Annotated in this window: 14 protein-coding genes; all 14 read right to left on the bottom strand. The window is 50.3% G+C overall.

Features of this window, described 5'->3' with window-relative positions:
- Window positions 1-4 precede the first annotated feature (4 nt).
- On the bottom strand, window positions 5-2764 hold the full coding sequence (gene infB / locus AC0YN0_RS07000) for a translation initiation factor IF-2 (RefSeq protein ID WP_475820569.1): 2760 nt from the start codon (window positions 2762-2764) through the stop codon (window positions 5-7).
- Window positions 2754-3086: a L7Ae/L30e/S12e/Gadd45 family ribosomal protein gene (locus tag AC0YN0_RS06995; protein WP_337103018.1), complete on the bottom strand. Its 333-nt coding sequence runs from the start codon at window positions 3084-3086 to the stop codon at window positions 2754-2756. The genes infB and AC0YN0_RS06995 overlap by 11 nt, the downstream gene beginning before the upstream one ends.
- Window positions 3073-3387, bottom strand: coding sequence for an RNase P modulator RnpM (gene rnpM, locus AC0YN0_RS06990; protein ID WP_337103019.1), 315 nt, complete (start codon window positions 3385-3387; stop codon window positions 3073-3075). Before rnpM ends, AC0YN0_RS06995 begins: the two co-directional genes overlap by 14 nt.
- 48 nt (window positions 3388-3435) lie before the next feature.
- The gene (nusA, locus tag AC0YN0_RS06985) at window positions 3436-4533 is read right to left on the bottom strand and encodes a transcription termination factor NusA (RefSeq protein ID WP_337103020.1); all 1098 of its coding nucleotides are present in this window, start codon (window positions 4531-4533) and stop codon (window positions 3436-3438) included.
- Between the two features lie 41 nt (window positions 4534-4574).
- Entirely contained in the window at window positions 4575-5036 is a 462-nt protein-coding gene (gene rimP / locus AC0YN0_RS06980) for a ribosome maturation factor RimP (RefSeq protein ID WP_475820568.1), read from the bottom strand.
- A gap of 172 nt (window positions 5037-5208) precedes the next feature.
- Window positions 5209-9522 (bottom strand): PolC-type DNA polymerase III, encoded by a 4314-nt coding sequence (locus AC0YN0_RS06975; protein WP_475820567.1) that lies wholly within the window; start codon window positions 9520-9522, stop codon window positions 5209-5211.
- Between the two features lie 365 nt (window positions 9523-9887).
- The gene (gene proS / locus AC0YN0_RS06970) at window positions 9888-11336 is read right to left on the bottom strand and encodes a proline--tRNA ligase (protein WP_475820566.1); all 1449 of its coding nucleotides are present in this window, start codon (window positions 11334-11336) and stop codon (window positions 9888-9890) included.
- Between the two features lie 11 nt (window positions 11337-11347).
- Complete coding sequence (gene rseP, locus AC0YN0_RS06965; RefSeq protein WP_442052531.1) at window positions 11348-12628, bottom strand: RIP metalloprotease RseP; 1281 nt, start codon at window positions 12626-12628, stop codon at window positions 11348-11350.
- A 95-nt stretch (window positions 12629-12723) separates the two neighbouring features.
- Window positions 12724-13863, bottom strand: a complete 1140-nt coding sequence (locus AC0YN0_RS06960; protein ID WP_475820565.1) for a 1-deoxy-D-xylulose-5-phosphate reductoisomerase — start codon at window positions 13861-13863, stop codon at window positions 12724-12726.
- An 18-nt stretch (window positions 13864-13881) separates the two neighbouring features.
- Entirely contained in the window at window positions 13882-14682 is an 801-nt protein-coding gene (locus AC0YN0_RS06955; protein ID WP_475820564.1) for a phosphatidate cytidylyltransferase, read from the bottom strand.
- Window positions 14683-14709: 27 nt separating this feature from the next.
- On the bottom strand, window positions 14710-15474 hold the full coding sequence (locus AC0YN0_RS06950; protein WP_475820563.1) for an isoprenyl transferase: 765 nt from the start codon (window positions 15472-15474) through the stop codon (window positions 14710-14712).
- A gap of 62 nt (window positions 15475-15536) precedes the next feature.
- Entirely contained in the window at window positions 15537-16091 is a 555-nt protein-coding gene (gene frr, locus AC0YN0_RS06945; RefSeq protein ID WP_475820562.1) for a ribosome recycling factor, read from the bottom strand.
- Window positions 16091-16819: a UMP kinase gene (gene pyrH, locus AC0YN0_RS06940; protein ID WP_442052526.1), complete on the bottom strand. Its 729-nt coding sequence runs from the start codon at window positions 16817-16819 to the stop codon at window positions 16091-16093. The genes frr and pyrH overlap by 1 nt, the downstream gene beginning before the upstream one ends.
- Before the next feature lie 108 nt (window positions 16820-16927).
- On the bottom strand, window positions 16928-17578 hold the full coding sequence (gene tsf / locus AC0YN0_RS06935; RefSeq protein ID WP_475820561.1) for a translation elongation factor Ts: 651 nt from the start codon (window positions 17576-17578) through the stop codon (window positions 16928-16930).
- Between the last annotated feature and the right edge of the window lie 66 nt (window positions 17579-17644).

The following is a 17644-nucleotide window of genomic DNA, read 5'->3' as shown; positions in this document are numbered from 1 at the left end:
GTAATCACCTCTCTACCGTTTCCATGACGAACGCTTCAATAATGTCCCCTTCTTTGACATCGCTGAAACGGTCTAGCGTGATGCCGCACTCGTAGCCTTGAGCAACTTCCTTCGCGTCATCCTTGAAACGTTTGAGGGAATCGATCTTCCCTGTATAAACGACAATGCCGCCGCGGATAAGTCTTGCTTCTGCCGAACGCAACATTTTGCCGGAAGTAACCATCGAACCGGCAATCGCGCCAACCTTCGTCACTTTAAATACGTTACGAACTTCCGCATGGCCGATAACGACTTCTTTGTAGATCGGATCAAGCATGCCTTTCATCGCTTGTTCGATCTCGTCGATGACGTTATAAATAACGCGGTGCATGCGCACGTCTACCTTCTCTTGTGCGATCGTCGATTCCGCTTGCGGATCAGGACGAACGTTGAAGCCGATTACGATCGCGTTCGAAGCGGAAGCGAGAATAATATCCGATTCCGTTATTGCGCCTACGCCGTTATGAAGAATCTTAACGCGTACGCCTTCAATATCGATTTTCGCGAGCGAGCCTTTAAGTGCTTCTGCCGAGCCTTGAACGTCAGCTTTAATAATAACGTTCAAGTCTTTAATTTCACCGTCTTTAATATGGTTATACAGGTCATCGAGCGTAACGCGTGTATTCGCGCCCATCTCCGATTGACGATGCTTGATCGAACGGCGGTCAGCAATTGCGCGCGCTTTACGCTCATCTTCGAATACCATGAACGGATCGCCGGCTTGCGGAACTTCCGTAAGACCCGTAATTTCCACCGGTGTCGATGGTCCGGCTTCTTTTAAGCGGCGGCCTTTGTCGTTGACCATTGCTCTTACGCGGCCGAAGCAGTTGCCGGCAACGAATGCATCACCGATCTTGAGCGTACCGTGCTGCACGAGAATACGTGCAACCGGGCCTTTGCCCTTGTCCAGCTCGGCTTCGATAACCGTTGCGCGGGCACGTTTGTTCGGGTTCGCTTTGTAGTCGTTCACTTCTGCAACAAGAAGAATCATCTCGAGCAAGCCTTCAAGGCCGATACGCTGCTTCGCCGATACTTCAACGAAAATCGTGTCGCCGCCCCACTCTTCGGGAACGAGTTCATACTCGGTCATTTCTTGCTTAATCTTGTCAACGTTCGCTTCCGGCTTATCGATCTTGTTGACTGCAACGATGATCGGAACGCCCGCTGCTTTCGCATGGTTGATTGCCTCAACCGTCTGCGGCATAATGCCGTCATCGGCAGCTACGACGATGATCGTAATATCCGTTACTTGTGCGCCGCGGGCACGCATGAGCGTGAACGCTTCGTGACCAGGCGTATCGAGGAACGTAATTCTTTTATGATTGATTTCGACTTGGTAAGCACCGATATGCTGCGTAATGCCGCCAGCTTCGCCACCCGTTACGTTCGTCTTGCGAATGGCGTCAAGGAGCGTCGTTTTACCATGATCGACGTGACCCATAATGGTTACGACTGGCGGACGAGCTTCCAGATCCCCTTCTTCATCCGTCTCTTCAACGGTCTCGAAGGAATCCTCTTCGACTGGAATTTTCACTTCTACTTCCACGCCGTAGTCGCTTGCGAGCAGGTGAATCGCGTCCATATCGATCTCTTGGTTAATCGTTGCCATAACACCAAGGAAGATCAGCTTCTTAATGACTTCGGAAGCATCCTTGTGGAGCAGCTTGGCGAGTTCGCCTACCGTCATCGTACCGCGTACAATGATCTTCTTAGGCGTGTTGTCGATCTTCTCGCGAGCAGGCTGCTGTTGTTGATATCTGCCGCCGCGTCCTTTCGGACCACGGTTATTGCTGTTGCCGCCTCTGTAGCCGTTAGGCTTGCCATCATCGAAACGCTTCGTATTCGAGCGGCCGTTCTTATCCTTCGCATCGTTGGCGCCGCGATTCGGAGCTTGTGTCGATCTGGATTCGAACGAACGGCTAGGCGCAGCTGGCGCGGACGCCGGACGATTGCCGCCGCCGTCAGGACGAGGAGCGCTTGGACGATTGAAGCCGCCTTGACCTCCGCCTTGGCCGCCCTGTGCTGGACGACTGCCTTGACCTTGCGAAGAAGGACGGTTAAATCCGCCGCCTTGTCCGCCTGGACGATTCGGATTCGAGCCGGATTGAGCAGGACGATTGCCGCTGCCGCCTTGGCCTTGTCCGCCTTGACCGCCTTGACGATTCGGATTGGATCCGGACTGTGCCGGACGATTATTGTGAGATTGCGCTGGACGGTTGTTGCTTTGTTGTCCTGCTGGTCGTTGTTCGCTTTGCTGTTGGGTAGATGGTGTTTTCGTATTAATAGAATTCGTAGGCCCCTGTCTGTCATGATTTGGATTATTGCTTGTCGGCCCTTGCGTCGCCTGAGAAGATTGTGGCGCTTGTGCCGCTTGCGGTGGCTGTGGCTGTGGCTTTCGCTCTTGCTGCTGCTGTGGCTGTGGCTGCTGCGATTGCTGCGACGGCGGACGGTTAGCGCCTTGCTTAGCAGAAGCAGACGAAGATACGGACACGCCCCCGGATGATTCCTGTGCGCGCTTAGCCGCTGCATTCGCCTTAATATCACGGAAGAAGCCTTCAACCTTATGAACCATTTCGTTTTCCATAACACTCATATGGTTGTTTACAGGCAAGTTCAACCGTTTAAGAATCGTAATAATTTCTTTGCTGCTCATATTGAGCGACTTCGCATATTCATATACGCGGAGTTTATCTTTATTGTCCTTGCTGTCTTGTTTATTGTTCAATATTATCCACCTCCGTATTATGGCTCAGATGACTCGCAATCATTTTTCCGAACTGCGCATCGGTTACCGCAAGCACGACTCGATCCGGCTTGCCTATCGCCTTTCCAAGTTGCTCACGGTCGAACGCTTCGGCGAGTTGTATCCCGTAGGTGCTGCACTTATCGTTGAATTTCTTCTTCGTATTGGCAGAAGCATCTCCGGCAATAATGACCAGATGCACTTGCTTCTGCCTTACCGCCTTCTCCACAATTTCATCGCCGGTGATGAGCTTGCCGGCACGCATGCACATGCCAAGCGACGACAATGCTTTATTCGTCTTCATCGGCGCTCAGCTCCTTGCCGGCAATGAATTGATCTTCGACGGCTACGAAGTCTTGCTCTAATTGATCGTAAATATGATCGCCTACCGGCTGTTTAAGCGCACGATCAAGCGCCTTTGTTTTCTTAGCAAGCTTGAAGCAGCTCACTTTGCCGCACAGATATGCTCCGCGTCCAGCCTTCTTGCCCGTCAGGTCAATCTGAACCTCTTCGGCTGGCGTCCGCACAACCCGGATAAGTTCCTTCTTCGGCATCATCTCTTGACAAGCGACACATTTGCGAAGCGGCACTTTTCTTGGTCTCACCGCGCACCCCTCCTCTGCGAGTTACATTGACAATCGTGTTGATCTATACTAATCGATCGAGACGGAGTCCTGATGCATCGTTCCCGTCGTTGTTCTTGGACGTCCGTATTCCTGCTCGGCTTGCGTCTCGCTCTTAATATCGATTTTCCAGCCTGTCAGCTTCGCGGCAAGACGAGCGTTCTGCCCTTTGATGCCGATCGCGAGCGACAATTGATAGTCGGGTACGATGACGCGCGCCATCTTCTCTTGCTCGAAGACGATGACTTCAAGCACTTTGGATGGGCTGAGCGCATTCGCCACATACTCCTCCACATTCTCGGACCAGCGAACGATATCGATTTTCTCGCCTTTCAGCTCGCCGACGATCGTTTGAACGCGAACGCCCTTCTGACCTACGCAGGAGCCGACAGGATCGACTTCGCTATTGCGCGTATGAACGGCAATTTTCGAGCGGAAACCCGCTTCCCGTGCAACGGAGCGAATCTCCACAACGCCGTCGTAAATTTCCGGCACTTCAAGCTCGAATAGACGTTTCAACAAGCCTGGATGCGTACGGGACAAAATAATTTGAGGCCCTTTGGTCGTGTTCTCAACCTTTGTAATATACGATTTGACACGGTCTCCATGCTTGAACTTGTCAGTCGGCATAAGTTCAGTAAGCGGCAATACCGCTTCTACCTTGCCTAGATCGACGAATAGATTTTTCACATCCTGGCGCTGTACGATGCCGTTAACAATATCTTCTTCTTTGTCGATAAAGGCATTATAGATCAGTCCGCGTTCTGCTTCGCGAATACGCTGCGTAACAACTTGCTTCGCCGTCTGTGCGGCAATACGCCCGAAGTCTCGAGGCGTAACTTCGATCTCGGCAACGTCGTCCAACTGGTAATGCGCGTTAATCTCGCGGGAAGCTTCAACCGAAATTTCCAGTCGCGGGTCAAGAACTTCCTCGACAACGGTCTTGCGGGCATATACTTTAATAACGCCGGTATGGCGGTTAATATCAACCCTTACGTTTTGTGCGGTATTAAAATTGCGTTTGTAGCTGGAAATAAGCGCTGCCTCGATGGCCTCTAACAGCACATCCTTCGTAATGCCTTTGTCTCTTTCGATTTCCTGTAACGCTTCAATAAAATCCATGCTCATTGGAATGGAGTTCCCCCTTTCAAAATAGAAAAAAACGAATGTTAGAACACGATTGCCAAACGAGCGCTTGCAACCTTCGAATATGGAATACTATGCTCTTTTTTCCCCACAGCAACAACGGCGTTATCGCCGTCAAACGAAAGCAGCAGCCCTTCAAACTCCTTAGCGCCGCTGATCGGTTCGTATGTCGTTATGTAAACGTGTTTCCCGACGGCTTTACGCACATCCTCCGGCTTCTTGAGCGGGCGCTCCGCACCAGGGGAGGACACCTCGAGGAAATAAGCATCCGTAATCGGATCATTTTTATCCAACTGCTCGCTTACGTGTTCGCTAATTCGGCCGCAATCGTCAATGTCGATTCCGCCCTCCTTATCTACGAAAATCCGGAGAAACCAGTTGCTGCCCTCCTTCACGTATTCAATATCGACCAGTTCAAATCCTTGGCTGTCAAGAAATGGTGAAATCATTTCCTCAACAACGGTTTTGATTTTGGATGTGCTCAAATTGACTTGACCTCCTGTATTTTACGCGGTATGCCTGTTTTGCCGAATACAAAACGTAAAGAGTGGGTTTCCCCACTCTTCTGCATTAGAGCCTTTATCATCATCATTGCCACAAAAATTATAACATAACCACTATAGAGTGACAAGAAATGTTTTCAAGTCCCTTTCAAAACTAGAACAAAGAAAGCTGGTTAGATTCAGGCAGGCCGCGGAAACAACCCATTGATCCGAGTACCTCGACAATCGTTTTTGTTGCTTTCGATTTCATTTGGAAATCCTCGATCGACAGGAATTCACCGTCTTCTCTCGAAGCTGCGATATTGCGCGCCGCATTCTCGCCGATACCAGCAATCGCTGCAAATGGCGGGATCAGAGAATCTCCGTCCACCTGGAATTTCGTAGCGTCCGATCGATAAAGATCAATAGGCTTGAACGAGAAACCGCGAGCCGTCATTTCGAGCGACATTTCGAGCTGCGAAACCATATTTTTCTCTTTCGGAAGCGCATTGAACCCTTTGGCTTCGATTTCAATCAACTTAGCCAGTATGGCATCATAGCCTTGGCAGAGCAGCTCCAAATCGAAGTCATCGGCACGAACGGTAAAGTAGGTCGCGTAATAATGAATCGGATAATAGAGCTTGAAGAAGGCGGTACGCACAGCCGAAATAACATAAGCCGCGGCATGCGCCTTCGGGAACATATACTCGATGCGCAGACAGGAATCAATGTACCAGGCCGGCACCTTGCAGCGCTTCATTTCTTCGATCCATTCCGGCGTTAACCCTTTACCTTTACGAACGCTCTCGGTAATTTTGAACGCAAGTCCGGCATCCATGCCGGCTTTGTAGATCAGATACAACATAATATCGTCACGGCAACCGATTACGGTCTTGATGTTGCAGGTTCCGTTCTTAATCAGTTCCTGCGCATTGCCGAGCCATACGCCCGTACCATGCGACAGACCGGATATTTGCAGCAAGTCGGCGAATGAAGAAGGCTGTGTTTCCTGAAGCATCTGACGAACGAACTTCGTCCCCATCTCCGGCACGCCGTACGTTGCCACCGAGGAGCGAATCTTCTCGGGTGCGACTTCAAGCGCCGCCGTCGAGTTGAACATGCTCATGACTTTCGGATCGTTCATCGGTATCGTCGTCGGGTCGACGCCGGTCAAATCCTGCAGCATCCGCATCATGGTCGGATCGTCATGTCCGAGAATATCGAGCTTGAGCAGATTGCTTTCGAACGCGTGATAGTCAAAGTGCGTCGTCTTCCACTCGGCATTCTGATCATCCGCAGGATATTGCACGGGAGTTACGTCCTCGACCTCAATATAATCAGGAACAACAACGATACCGCCGGGATGTTGGCCAGTGCTTCGCTTAACGCCCGTACAGCCGCTGGCGAGCCTTGCAAGCTCCGCCCCGCGCCACTTCTTGTTATTCTCTTCCTCATATTTCTTCGCGAAACCGTAGGCTGTCTTCTCCGCCACAGTACCGATCGTTCCGGCTCGGAATACGGCCTTCTCGCTGAACAGAACTTTCGTGTAGTTATGGGCAACCGGTTGGTATTCGCCAGAGAAGTTAAGATCGATATCGGGAACTTTATCTCCCTTGAAGCCTAGGAAAGTCTCGAACGGGATATCTTGTCCTTCACCCTTCATCGGCTGGTCGCATTTCGGGCACATCTTAGCCGGCAAGTCAAATCCGCTCGGCACGCTTCCGTCTAGGAACCATTCGCTGTGGCGACAATCCTGGTTTTTACACATATAGTGGGCAGGAAGCGGATTAACTTCGGAAATGCCGAGGAACGTCGCCACGACCGAAGAGCCGACCGAACCCCTTGACCCTACGAGATAACCGTCCGCATTCGACTTCTTCACCAGCTTCTCGGAAATGAGATAGTTGGCAGAGAAGCCGAACTTAATGATCGGAACTAACTCCTTCTCCAGACGGTCGATTACTACTTGCGGAAGATCCTCTCCGTAAAAACCCTTAGCGGTCGAATAGCAGGTATTCCGAATTTCTTCGTCAGCGCCTTCAATAATCGGCGTGAACAGCTCGCTTGGAAACAAATCATACGATTCGAACCGATCGGCGAGTTCAGACGTATTCGTTACGACAACTTGGCGCGCGCGAGCTTCCCCGAGGAACGCGAACTCCTCCAGCATCTCGTCTGTTGTACGGAAATGAGCATCCGGTTTGCGTTGTCCCTTGAGCGGGCTAAAGCCTGTAATGCCATTTATCGTAATGTCCCTGTACATCTTATCCCGCGGGTTCAAGTAATGCACATTCCCTGTCGCTATTACCGGTTTGCCAAGCTCATCGCCAATCTGGCATATGCGGCGATGCGCTTGCTCGATCTCCGCCCGGCTTCCGACCAATCCTTTCTCAACCAAATGCATGTAGAAGTCGATCGGCTGAATTTCCAGCACGTCATAGAAGCGGGCAACCTCGGTAGCCTCTTCTTCCGACTTATTAAGCACCGTCTCGAAAAACTCGCCTTTCTCGCAGCCGGAGATGACTAATAGTCCTTCTCGCAGCTCGACGAGCTTGCTCTTCGGAATCGTAGGGACGCGCTTGAAATATTCGGTATGAGACATCGAGATGAGCTTGTACAGATTTTTTTTGCCTACTGCATTAAGCGCGTATATATTGCAATGGAATGGACGTGAATTAGAAAGATCCATGCCTACATAATCATTAAGCTGATGCAGATCGGTAATATTGCGCTCCGCCGCGTCACCTATCAAGCCGAACAGCACTCCGCCAAGCGCAATCGAGTCATCGATGGCCCGGTGATGATTCTCCAAGCTAATCTTGTATTTGTCGGAGAGCGTGTTCAGTCGGTGGTTCTTTAGCGAAGGATGTATGAATCTAGCCAACTCGAGCGTATCGAGCACAGGATTCATGACTTCCGGCATGCCGAAAGCTTTGCAGGAGGCCTGGATAAAGCCGATATCGAATCGCGCGTTATGCGCAACTAATACATCATTCCCAATAAATTCAATGAATTCGCGCAGCTTAGGTTCCAGCTCTGGCGCATCTTTCACCATATCGTCGTTAATATTCGTAAGCTGCTGGATGTTGTACGGTATTTTCTCATGCGGATTAATAAAGGTCGAGAAGCGATCTACTTCCTTTCCTTCCCGCATCTTCACGCCGGCGAGCTCAATAATTTTATTATTAATGACGGACAAGCCCGTCGTCTCGATATCGAATACGATGTAAGTCGCAGATGCGAGCGGCTCGGGTCTTGATTGCAGCACCATCGGCACAGCGTCATTGACAACGTTCGCTTCCAAACCAAACATAACTTTAATGCCATGCTTCTTAGCCGCTTTGAACGCATCGGGGTAACATTGGACGTTGCTATGATCCGTAACGGCAATCGCCTTGTGTCCCCACTTCGCAGCCGTCTTCACGTAATCGCCGATCGGCGTTACGGCATCCATGACACTCATCGTCGTATGAAGATGGAATTCGACACGTTTCTCTTCGGCCTTGTCCTTCCGTTCCGGCGGAGAACCAATCTCGTGCAGGTCGTTCGGCATCATGACAAGCTCAGGCTCTTGCATGAATCGGTCATACTCGATCCGTCCGCGCGCTTTCACCCATTTGCCATTGGCCAGCTGGCTTAGCACTTTTACGTCATCCTTCGTTTTGGCGAACATCTTCATCGCGATGGAGTCCGTAAAGTCGGTTACGTTGAACGTAAATAAGGTGCTGCCGTTGCGGAGCTCCTTCATATCAAGTCCGAATACCGCGCCCTGTACCGTTATTTTCTTCTCTTCCTCTTGAATATTCATAAGCAGTACGGCTTCTTCTTTAATATCGTAACCGACGGCAAGCTTAACGGATTCCTCGTCGTCACCCGAATATGAGGATTCCGATTGCGAGCTGGCCATCAGTTGCTGCACAACTTCACGCTCTTCCTCGACAAGCTTCAGGTTGAACTCGTCCAATATTTCTTGGCGGGATTCGCTGACGATCATCTTCACTTTGCATATGCGGTTAAAGCTCGTTTCGTAGAAACGGACGATCTCCTCATCAAGCCTCTTTTTGCGCGCAAGCTCCAGCCCCGTTGTATCGAGCAGCGACAGCGTAAGCAAGTCTCCCTCTACATCAATCGTTGCCTTCTGCAGCCAGCCGTTAACCGACGCGATCTCGCGCTGCGCCCATTCCATGAACAAACCCCAATATTGCTGTAAAATCGATTCCGTCTCGACAATCGGGTCATAGATAAGCTGAAAAGAAACGGCGGCAATATGCTCGAACTTCATTTTCGCGGCTTGGCAGAAGCCATTATACGCCTGTAAAGGCACCATGGACGTTTTGCGGATGCAAAACGTCCATTCCCGATTGCTGTTGCTTACGATAACTTGATCAATATAGCCGTCTTGAAAATAAGATTGTATAAGTTCCTGCGGCAGTCCAGCTTGCTGCAACAACAGCTCGAAGCGCTGCCGCTTGTCACCGGTTTGGCTCATGTTTATCACTCCTTATGATCCAATCCCGAGGTGAAACGGCTATCGCCGTCCTTTGACGGTGCAGCGCGTTTCATTCCGGAGAAGTATAGGCGTAAGTATAATAGTGAAACGATATACTCCTATACTTTAATAAGAAACGCCTGACGGCGTCCTTTCTATAGACGTCATCGTTTCATCGAAACGTATAGAAAAAGTATGAGAAAATTATATACTTTCCTATACGTCAAGGTGAAACGCGCAGCGCCGTCTTTAGGCGGCGCTGCGCGTTTCATTCCGGAGAAATATAGCGAAAGTATGGCAAATTGATATACGATCCTATAATTGAACAAAGTTGTTCGTTCTAGGTACTCCGATAGGAGTTTATCTTAATAAGCTCTTGCAAATACGACTGTATGCTTCGAATCATCGCCGCATACGAGACATTTCGGCTTCTGAACGGAAGGTTCGAAAGGAATGTTGCGGCTTGTAGCGCCCGTCTCTTCCTTTACTTGCTTCTCGCAAGCGGCAGAACCGCACCAACCTGCTTCAACGAAACCGCGCTGCTCTTCAAGGAAAGCTTTCATCTCGTCGATCGTATCAACGGAACGGGAATTGTCGCTTCTGAATTGCTTCGCTTTCTCCAGCATGCCGCTCTGAATCTCGGCAAGCATCGCTTCAACTTCAGCTATAAGATTTTCTTGCTGCACGATGCGCTTCTCGCCAGTGATCCGCGATACGAGCACAACGACGCCGTTCTCCATATCGCGTGGTCCAAGCTCGAGACGGAGCGGTACGCCGCGCATTTCGTATTCATTGAACTTCCAGCCCGGACTAACGTCCGCACGGTCGTCGACGCGAACGCGAACGCCAGCTTTTTTCAACTCGGCGTACAGCTCGTCCACGCGACCAACAACTTGCTCGCGCATCTTCGCAGGTCCGATTGGAATCATAATAACTTGTGTTGGAGCAACCTTAGGCGGCAACGCAAGACCGCGGTCGTCGCCATGCACCATAATCAGCGCCCCGATGAGTCGCGTGCTTGCTCCCCATGACGTCGTATGGCAGAACTGCAATGTATTTTCACGATCCAAATATTTGATATCGAAAGCAACGGCGAACTTCGTTCCGAGATAATGGGATGTGCCGGCTTGAACCGCCTTGCCGTCCTTCATCATCGCTTCGATCGAATAAGTGTCAACCGCGCCCGCGAATCGCTCCGAAGGTGTCTTCTCGCCTACGATAACCGGAATTGCGAGGAACTCCTCTACGAACTCACGATAAACGTTCAGCATGCGCATCGTTTCCTCACGTGCCTCTTGTTCGTTCTCGTGAGCGGTATGGCCTTCCTGCCATAGGAACTCGCTTGTGCGAAGGAACGGCATCGTACGCTTCTCCCAGCGTACAACGTTAGCCCATTGGTTAATCAGGACAGGCAAATCGCGGTAAGATTGAATCCACTTGGAATACATATGGCCGAACATCGTCTCGGAAGTCGGACGAACGGCAAGGCGCTCCTCCAGCTTCTCGCCTGCAGCCTCAGTTACCCACGGAAGCTCCGGGTTGAAGCCCTCGACATGCTCCTTCTCTTTTTGGAAGAAGCTCTCCGGGATGAACATTGGGAAGTAAGCGTTGCGGTGACCTGTTTCCTTGAATCTTCTGTCCAGATCGCGCTGAATATTTTCCCACAATTCATAACCTTCTGGGCGGAACACGATACAGCCTCGAACCGGCGAGTAATCCATCAGCTCGGCTTTCTTAATAACATCGATATACCATCTGGAGAAATCTTCGCTCTGCGGCGTAATCTCCGTAACAAATTGCTTATCCTTAGACATGAGCTTTCTTACTACTCCCCTCGTACCAATCGTAAAATATCGTTATAGGTAACTACCAGCATTAACAGCATAATCATTGCAAACCCGACAAAGTGAACCATGCTCTCCCTGTTCGGATCGACCGGTCGACCGCGCAATGCTTCGATTCCGAGGAAAATGAGACGGCTGCCGTCCAGCGCCGGAATTGGAAGCAGGTTGAATATGCCGAGGTAAAGACTAAGCAGTGCTGTCCACGAAGTCAGCTGTACGATGCCTTGGCTTGCAATCTGGCCCGTAACTTCTGCCGTTCGTACTGGACCGCCAACATCGTCTAGATTAAAGTTGCTGATTAGCTGCTTGAATCCTTCGAAAATGCTGATCGTCATATTTTTCATTAATTTAGCCGAACCCGTAATCGTCTCCGCGAAGGTCGCCTGCCTCATCGGCACTTTATTGACGCCGGCGGTAATGCCGACCTTGCCGACTCCTTCGTCGTCAGGCTTCGGTGTAATCTCAATCTGCTGAGCTACGCCGTCTCTTATAATATCGACCTTAAGCGCAACATTAGGAGACTTTCCGATGATATCGAGCATTTTATCAAAATCGGTACCGATCTTCGTGCCATTAATGGCATGAATGACATCGCCTTCTTGCAGCTTGCTTTGTGATGCAGGGGAATCCGGCAATACCGAGTTAATTAGCAGCTTATCGGGCTGAGTGGTTGGTACGCCGGCCATCTGAATGTAAGCAGCGAACAGCACGAATGCCAGTACGAAGTTCATAAATGGACCAGCTGCGATTGCAAGCGCGCGCTGACCTACCGTCTTGCTGCCGAATTGGCGGTCAAGAGGCGCAATCTGCGTATCTCTGCCTTTCGTAATCAGCAGCGCTTGAGGATGTACGGCAAAACGTTCCGTTTCCCCTTCTATATCCAGCGTCACATGAAGATTGCGCTCTAGATCAATCGAGGTAACTTCACCGCGAATAACGTCGCTCCGCTCATCCAAGCGATCCAGATACAGCTTCTTGACGACATTATCCTTAACGCGGACTGCTATCGTCTGGCCTGGCTGAACTTCAACAATCTCTGGATCCTCGCCGGCCATTCTAACGAAGCCGCCTGCTGGGATCAGTCTAAGCGTATACCTGGTCTCGCCTCGCAACACCGAAAACAGCTTTGGACCAAAACCGATCGCGAATTCGCGGACTAATATTCCCGCCCGTTTGGCAAAGTAATAGTGTCCCCATTCGTGAATCGTGACAATAACGAAAAAAACGAGCACGGTCAGAAGAATGACCTGAATCATATGCATATACGTGAAGCCTCCTGTTCGTTACGGCCTGTACATAGATTATCATTATTCTCCCGTCCGATACAAGAGAACCGGTTTTTGGCCGTATGCGATCGCTATACGGTTGCCGCAAACCGGCGGGCCCAGCTGTCTACTTCCGCAATCGTCTGTAAATCGTTAATCTCCGTAACATCATGCCGGCTAACGGTCGACTCTACAATTCTCTCTATATCGAGAAAATTAACTTCACCGTTCAAGAAACGAGCGACTGCTATTTCATTTGCTGCATTGAATACAGCAGGAGCGGAGCCGCCTAAGCGTCCGCTATCGAAAGCAAGCCGCAGTAACGGGAAACGGACAAAATCCATCTCGCGGAAATGAAGCTTGCCGATCTCAGCCAAGTTCAGTCGATTCGTCGGCGTTGCCACGCGATCCGGATAAGTGAGCGCATATTGAATCGGCACTCGCATATCCGGCAAGCCCATTTGAGCGATTACGCTATGATCGGAAAATTCCACATAGGAATGAATGATGCTTTCCGGATGAATAATGACATCTATCTGATCGTATGTAACCCCGAATAGCCATTTGGCTTCAATGACCTCAAGCCCTTTGTTGACCATCGTAGCCGAATCAATCGTAATCTTAGCACCCATTGACCAGTTCGGATGGTTAAGCGCCTCAGTCACTGTAACGCCTTCTAGCTGCTCGCGCGTACGATCACGGAACGAGCCCCCCGATGCGGTAAGCGTAATTTGCTTGATGCTCTCCCGCTTCTCGCCATTCAGACACTGGAAGATAGCCGAGTGCTCGCTATCGATCGGCAGAATCGCCACGCCGCGCTGTTTCGCGCGTTCCATAACGAGATGCCCAGCCGTAACGAGCGTTTCCTTGTTAGCGAGGCCAATCGTCTTGCCGGCATTAATAGCCGCAAGCGTTGCCGGAAGCCCTCGGCTGCCAACGATCGCCGTAACAACTATATCTGCATCCGTATGAGAAGCCGTCTCGATCAAGCCCTCTTCTCCATATACCACTCTTGTTCCAGAGGGCACATGCAGTCTAGCGGCATCGGCTAGCTCCTTCGAACCGAGACATACGATTGCCGGTTTGAACTGACGCGCTTGCTCGATGAGCAGGTCGACGTTAGCCCCCGCCGACAGTCCGACGACTTTGAACAGCTCCGGAGCATGAGCAACGATATCGAGCGTTTGCGTTCCGATAGATCCTGTCGAGCCCAAAATACTAATTTTCTTCATCACTAATATCCTCCAAACTTAAGACGGCAACAGGCCGGTCAGGAGCAGCAGCGGAAATACGATCAGCCAGCTGTCAAAACGGTCGAGTACGCCGCCGTGGCCGGGAAGCAGTGTTCCCGTATCCTTAATATCACGCACTCGCTTGTAGGCAGATTGGATCAAATCTCCGAATTGCCCGGCAACTGCGGCCACCAAACCGATGAGAAGTGCCTTTGGCAGACCAAGACTAACCGTAACCGGCGCGAATAGGGAGAAGATCACTGCAACGATCAAAGACAGCAGGACACCGCCTAACGCACCTTCGATTGTCTTATTCGGGCTGATCGACGGCCATAGCTTCGTTCTTCCGAAGGCTCGTCCGCAGAAATAAGCGCCAGTATCCGACGCAATCGTACAGGAGAAGGACAGGAACGTCCAGAACAGTCCGTTCGGAACGATGCCTCGTACTTCGATCATAGCCGCAAAGCCGTAACCTACATATAAAGCGCCTAGCAACATAAGCGCGGCGCCATCAATTGTCGTTTTATTTTTGGTAATGACAGTCACGGCAAGCAATAGAAACGCCAGCATCCACATGATTGTCATTTCGGAAGGCACATCAACGTTCCAGTCCGACCAAGGAAGCACAAACAGCAATACGCCCGCATACCCAAGCATTGCGGACGGATGCGACCATTTGACGCCGTTCATTCTTGCATACTCCGTAAACCCTATAATGGCGAGCAGTACGAGCAAAGCGGTAAATAGCCAGCCACCAACAATTGTCAGAGCAACTAAAAGCGCGCCAGCCAGCACCCCTGTAATAATCCGTTGTCTCAACGAAACGTCACACTCCGATACTTGAAGCTACAAACCGCCATATCGGCGCACACGGCGCTGATACTCTTGTATGGCCTCATGAAAATGCTCTTCCGTAAACGCTGGCCAATACACATCCGTAAACCATAATTCGCTGTATGCGAGCTGCCACATCATGAAGTTGCTTAGACGGAGCTCTCCGCTCGTTCGAATAAGCAAATCCGGGTCAGGCATTCCGCTTGTATGTAACCGGCTTGCCATCAGCTTCTCATCAATTTCATTGATGTCGACCTCGCCTCGCGACACATCCGAAGCAATATCCTTGACCGCCTCCAGCATTTCCTTGCGGCTGCCGTAGTTAAGAGCAAAGTTCAAGACGAGCCCGGTATTGTTCGCTGTCTTCACGATCGCTTCCTCAAGCGGGCTTATTGTATGGGCAGGCAAGTTCTCTTTATGCCCCATCATTCGGACTTGGACGTTGTTGGCAATCAGCTCGTCGAGCTCGATCTCAAGAAATTGCTGGGGAAGCTTCATTAAAAAGTCGACCTCATCCTTCGGCCTCGTCCAGTTTTCCGTGGAAAACGCATATAACGTCAAATATTTAATGCCCAGCTTATCAGCGGCCATCGTTATTCGCTTGACCGCCTTCATCCCGGAATGATGACCTGCCGTCCGCGGCAATCCACGAGTTTTAGCCCAACGGCCGTTGCCGTCCATAATAATAGCCACATGCTCAGGAACCTTTTCGAAGACTTTAGGATTAGACGGCTTTTTGGACGATTTGCCAAGTAGGGCCCAAAGTCGCTTGATCATCTTCGTTCCTCCCAACCGGAATCAAAACCAAACCCCACCTGTCGGAGGGGCCTATTGTATAATTATACTTCCATAATCTCTTTTTCTTTGGAAACGAGCACTTTATCCACTTCAGCGATGAATTTGTCCGTTGCCTTCTGAATATCTTCTTGATGGCCGCGTGATTCGTCCTCGGAAATGTCCGATTTCTCAAGCTTCTTGATCGAGTCGTTCGCATCCCGGCGAATGTTGCGGATAGCCACCTTCGCTTCTTCACCGAACTTTTTCGACGTTTTCACGAGTTCGCCGCGACGCTCTTCCGTAAGCATAGGCACGGAAATGCGGATCGCGGTTCCATCGTTAGAAGGCGTAAGGCCCAAATCCGATTTCATGATCGCCTTCTCAATTGCAGCAACGGACGATTTGTCCCAAGGCTGGATGAGCAGCGTGCGCGAATCCGGTGTATTGATATTAGCGAGCTGGTTAAGAGGCGTCATTGCCCCGTAGTATTCAACTTGAATGCGGTCAAACAAAGCAGGACTCGCTTTGCCTGCGCGAAGCGACGCTAGGTCGCGTTTTAAAGCCGAGATTGCTTTATCCATGCGTTCTTCAGCGTTTTTTTTAATTTGAAGCGGCATTATTTGACACTTCCTTTCACAATAGTCCCGATTTTATCACCGAGCACGACACGCTTAATATTACCATTCTCTGTTATCGAGAATACAATAAGCGGAATATTGTTGTCCATGCAGAGCGAAGCGGCTGTTGAATCCATTACGCCCAAGTTGCGGTTAAGCATGTCAAGGTAAGTAAGCTCTTCGAACTTTTCTGCCGTATCGTCTTTGAACGGATCGGCCGAGTAAACGCCATCCACTTTGTTCTTCGCCATGAGAATCACTTCTGCTTCGATCTCAGCAGCGCGAAGTGCGGCTGTCGTATCGGTCGAGAAGAACGGATTGCCTGTTCCTGCTGCGAAAATAACGACTCTGCCCTTCTCCAAATGACGAATGGCACGGCGTCTAATGTACGGTTCAGCAATTTGCTGCATCGCGATCGACGTCTGCACTCGTGTTGGCACATCAATTTGTTCCAGCGCGTCTTGAAGCGCCAGTGAATTCATTACAGTAGCAAGCATGCCCATATAATCGGCTGTCGCGCGATCGATGCCTTTCGCCGTACCGGCGATTCCGCGCCAGATATTGCCGCCGCCGCATACGATTGCGACTTCTACGCCGAGTGCAATAACTTCCTTCACTTGGTTTGCAATGGAAGAAATGACCGACGCTTCAATACCGTAGCCTTCCTGTCCTGCCAATGATTCACCGCTGACCTTAAGAACGATACGTTTATACACAGGATGTTCCAACGTTTATACCTCCATCATACAGCTCAAATAAGTGTGCAAGCTTCTACAAATTGTGTCTTTGAAAACAAGCAGGCGGGGCGGACGCCCCGCCCCGCCTGTGCGTTCGGATTAAAGTTTTGCTTGAGCCATAACTTCTTCAACGAAGTTGTCGACTTTTTTCTCAAGACCTTCACCAAGTTCGAAACGAACGAAGCGACGGATCGAGATGTTCTCGCCGATTTTGCTAATTTTTTCATTAAGCAAAGTCGAGATTGTTTTGTCCGGATCTTTGATGAACGATTGCTCCATCAAGCAATATTCTTCATAATATTTCGAAATGCGGCCTTCAACCATTTTTTCAACGATTTTCTCAGGCTTGCCTTCGTTAAGCGCTTGTGCTTTCAAAATTTCGCGTTCTTTCTCAAGCTCATCGCCAGGAACTTCTTCGCGGCGAACGAATTTCGGATTAGCAGCTGCGATTTGCATAGCGATGTCTCTTGCAAATTCACGGAATTGATCCGTTTTTGCAACGAAGTCCGTTTCGCAGTTTACTTCAACGATAACGCCGATACGGCCGCCAGCGTGGATGTACGATTCTACTACGCCTTCTGTAGCGATACGGCCAGCTTTGTTAGCTGCAGCCGACAAACCTTTTTCACGAAGCAAAGCGATCGCTTTTTCGATGTCGTTGTTTGTTTCGTCCAAAGCTTTTTTACAATCGAGCATTCCTGCTCCCGTTCTTTCACGTAGTTCTTTTACCGCGCTAGCGCTAACTGCCATGTTAAACCCTCCTAAATGTTGTGCGAAGCTGTTATTCTACCTTATTTAGAAAAAATGATTTTCGTT

Source organism: Paenibacillus sp. J22P218, assembly GCF_056269195.1.
This window is presented reverse-complemented; position numbering and strand designations above follow the sequence as displayed.

What these genes read in the sequence shown, in the direction of transcription:
- AC0YN0_RS06995 (WP_337103018.1), bottom strand. Translation starts at nt 3,086, where the DNA reads ATGAAGACGAATAAAGCATTGTCGTCGCTTGGCATGTGCATGCGTGCC.
- nusA (WP_337103020.1), bottom strand. Translation starts at nt 4,533, where the DNA reads ATGAGCATGGATTTTATTGAAGCGTTACAGGAAATCGAAAGAGACAAA.
- AC0YN0_RS06975 (WP_475820567.1), bottom strand. Translation starts at nt 9,522, where the DNA reads ATGAGCCAAACCGGTGACAAGCGGCAGCGCTTCGAGCTGTTGTTGCAG.
- proS (WP_475820566.1), bottom strand. Translation starts at nt 11,336, where the DNA reads ATGTCTAAGGATAAGCAATTTGTTACGGAGATTACGCCGCAGAGCGAA.
- rseP (WP_442052531.1), bottom strand. Translation starts at nt 12,628, where the DNA reads ATGCATATGATTCAGGTCATTCTTCTGACCGTGCTCGTTTTTTTCGTT.
- AC0YN0_RS06960 (WP_475820565.1), bottom strand. Translation starts at nt 13,863, where the DNA reads ATGAAGAAAATTAGTATTTTGGGCTCGACAGGATCTATCGGAACGCAA.
- AC0YN0_RS06950 (WP_475820563.1), bottom strand. Translation starts at nt 15,474, where the DNA reads ATGATCAAGCGACTTTGGGCCCTACTTGGCAAATCGTCCAAAAAGCCG.
- frr (WP_475820562.1), bottom strand. Translation starts at nt 16,091, where the DNA reads ATGCCGCTTCAAATTAAAAAAAACGCTGAAGAACGCATGGATAAAGCA.
- tsf (WP_475820561.1), bottom strand. Translation starts at nt 17,578, where the DNA reads ATGGCAGTTAGCGCTAGCGCGGTAAAAGAACTACGTGAAAGAACGGGA.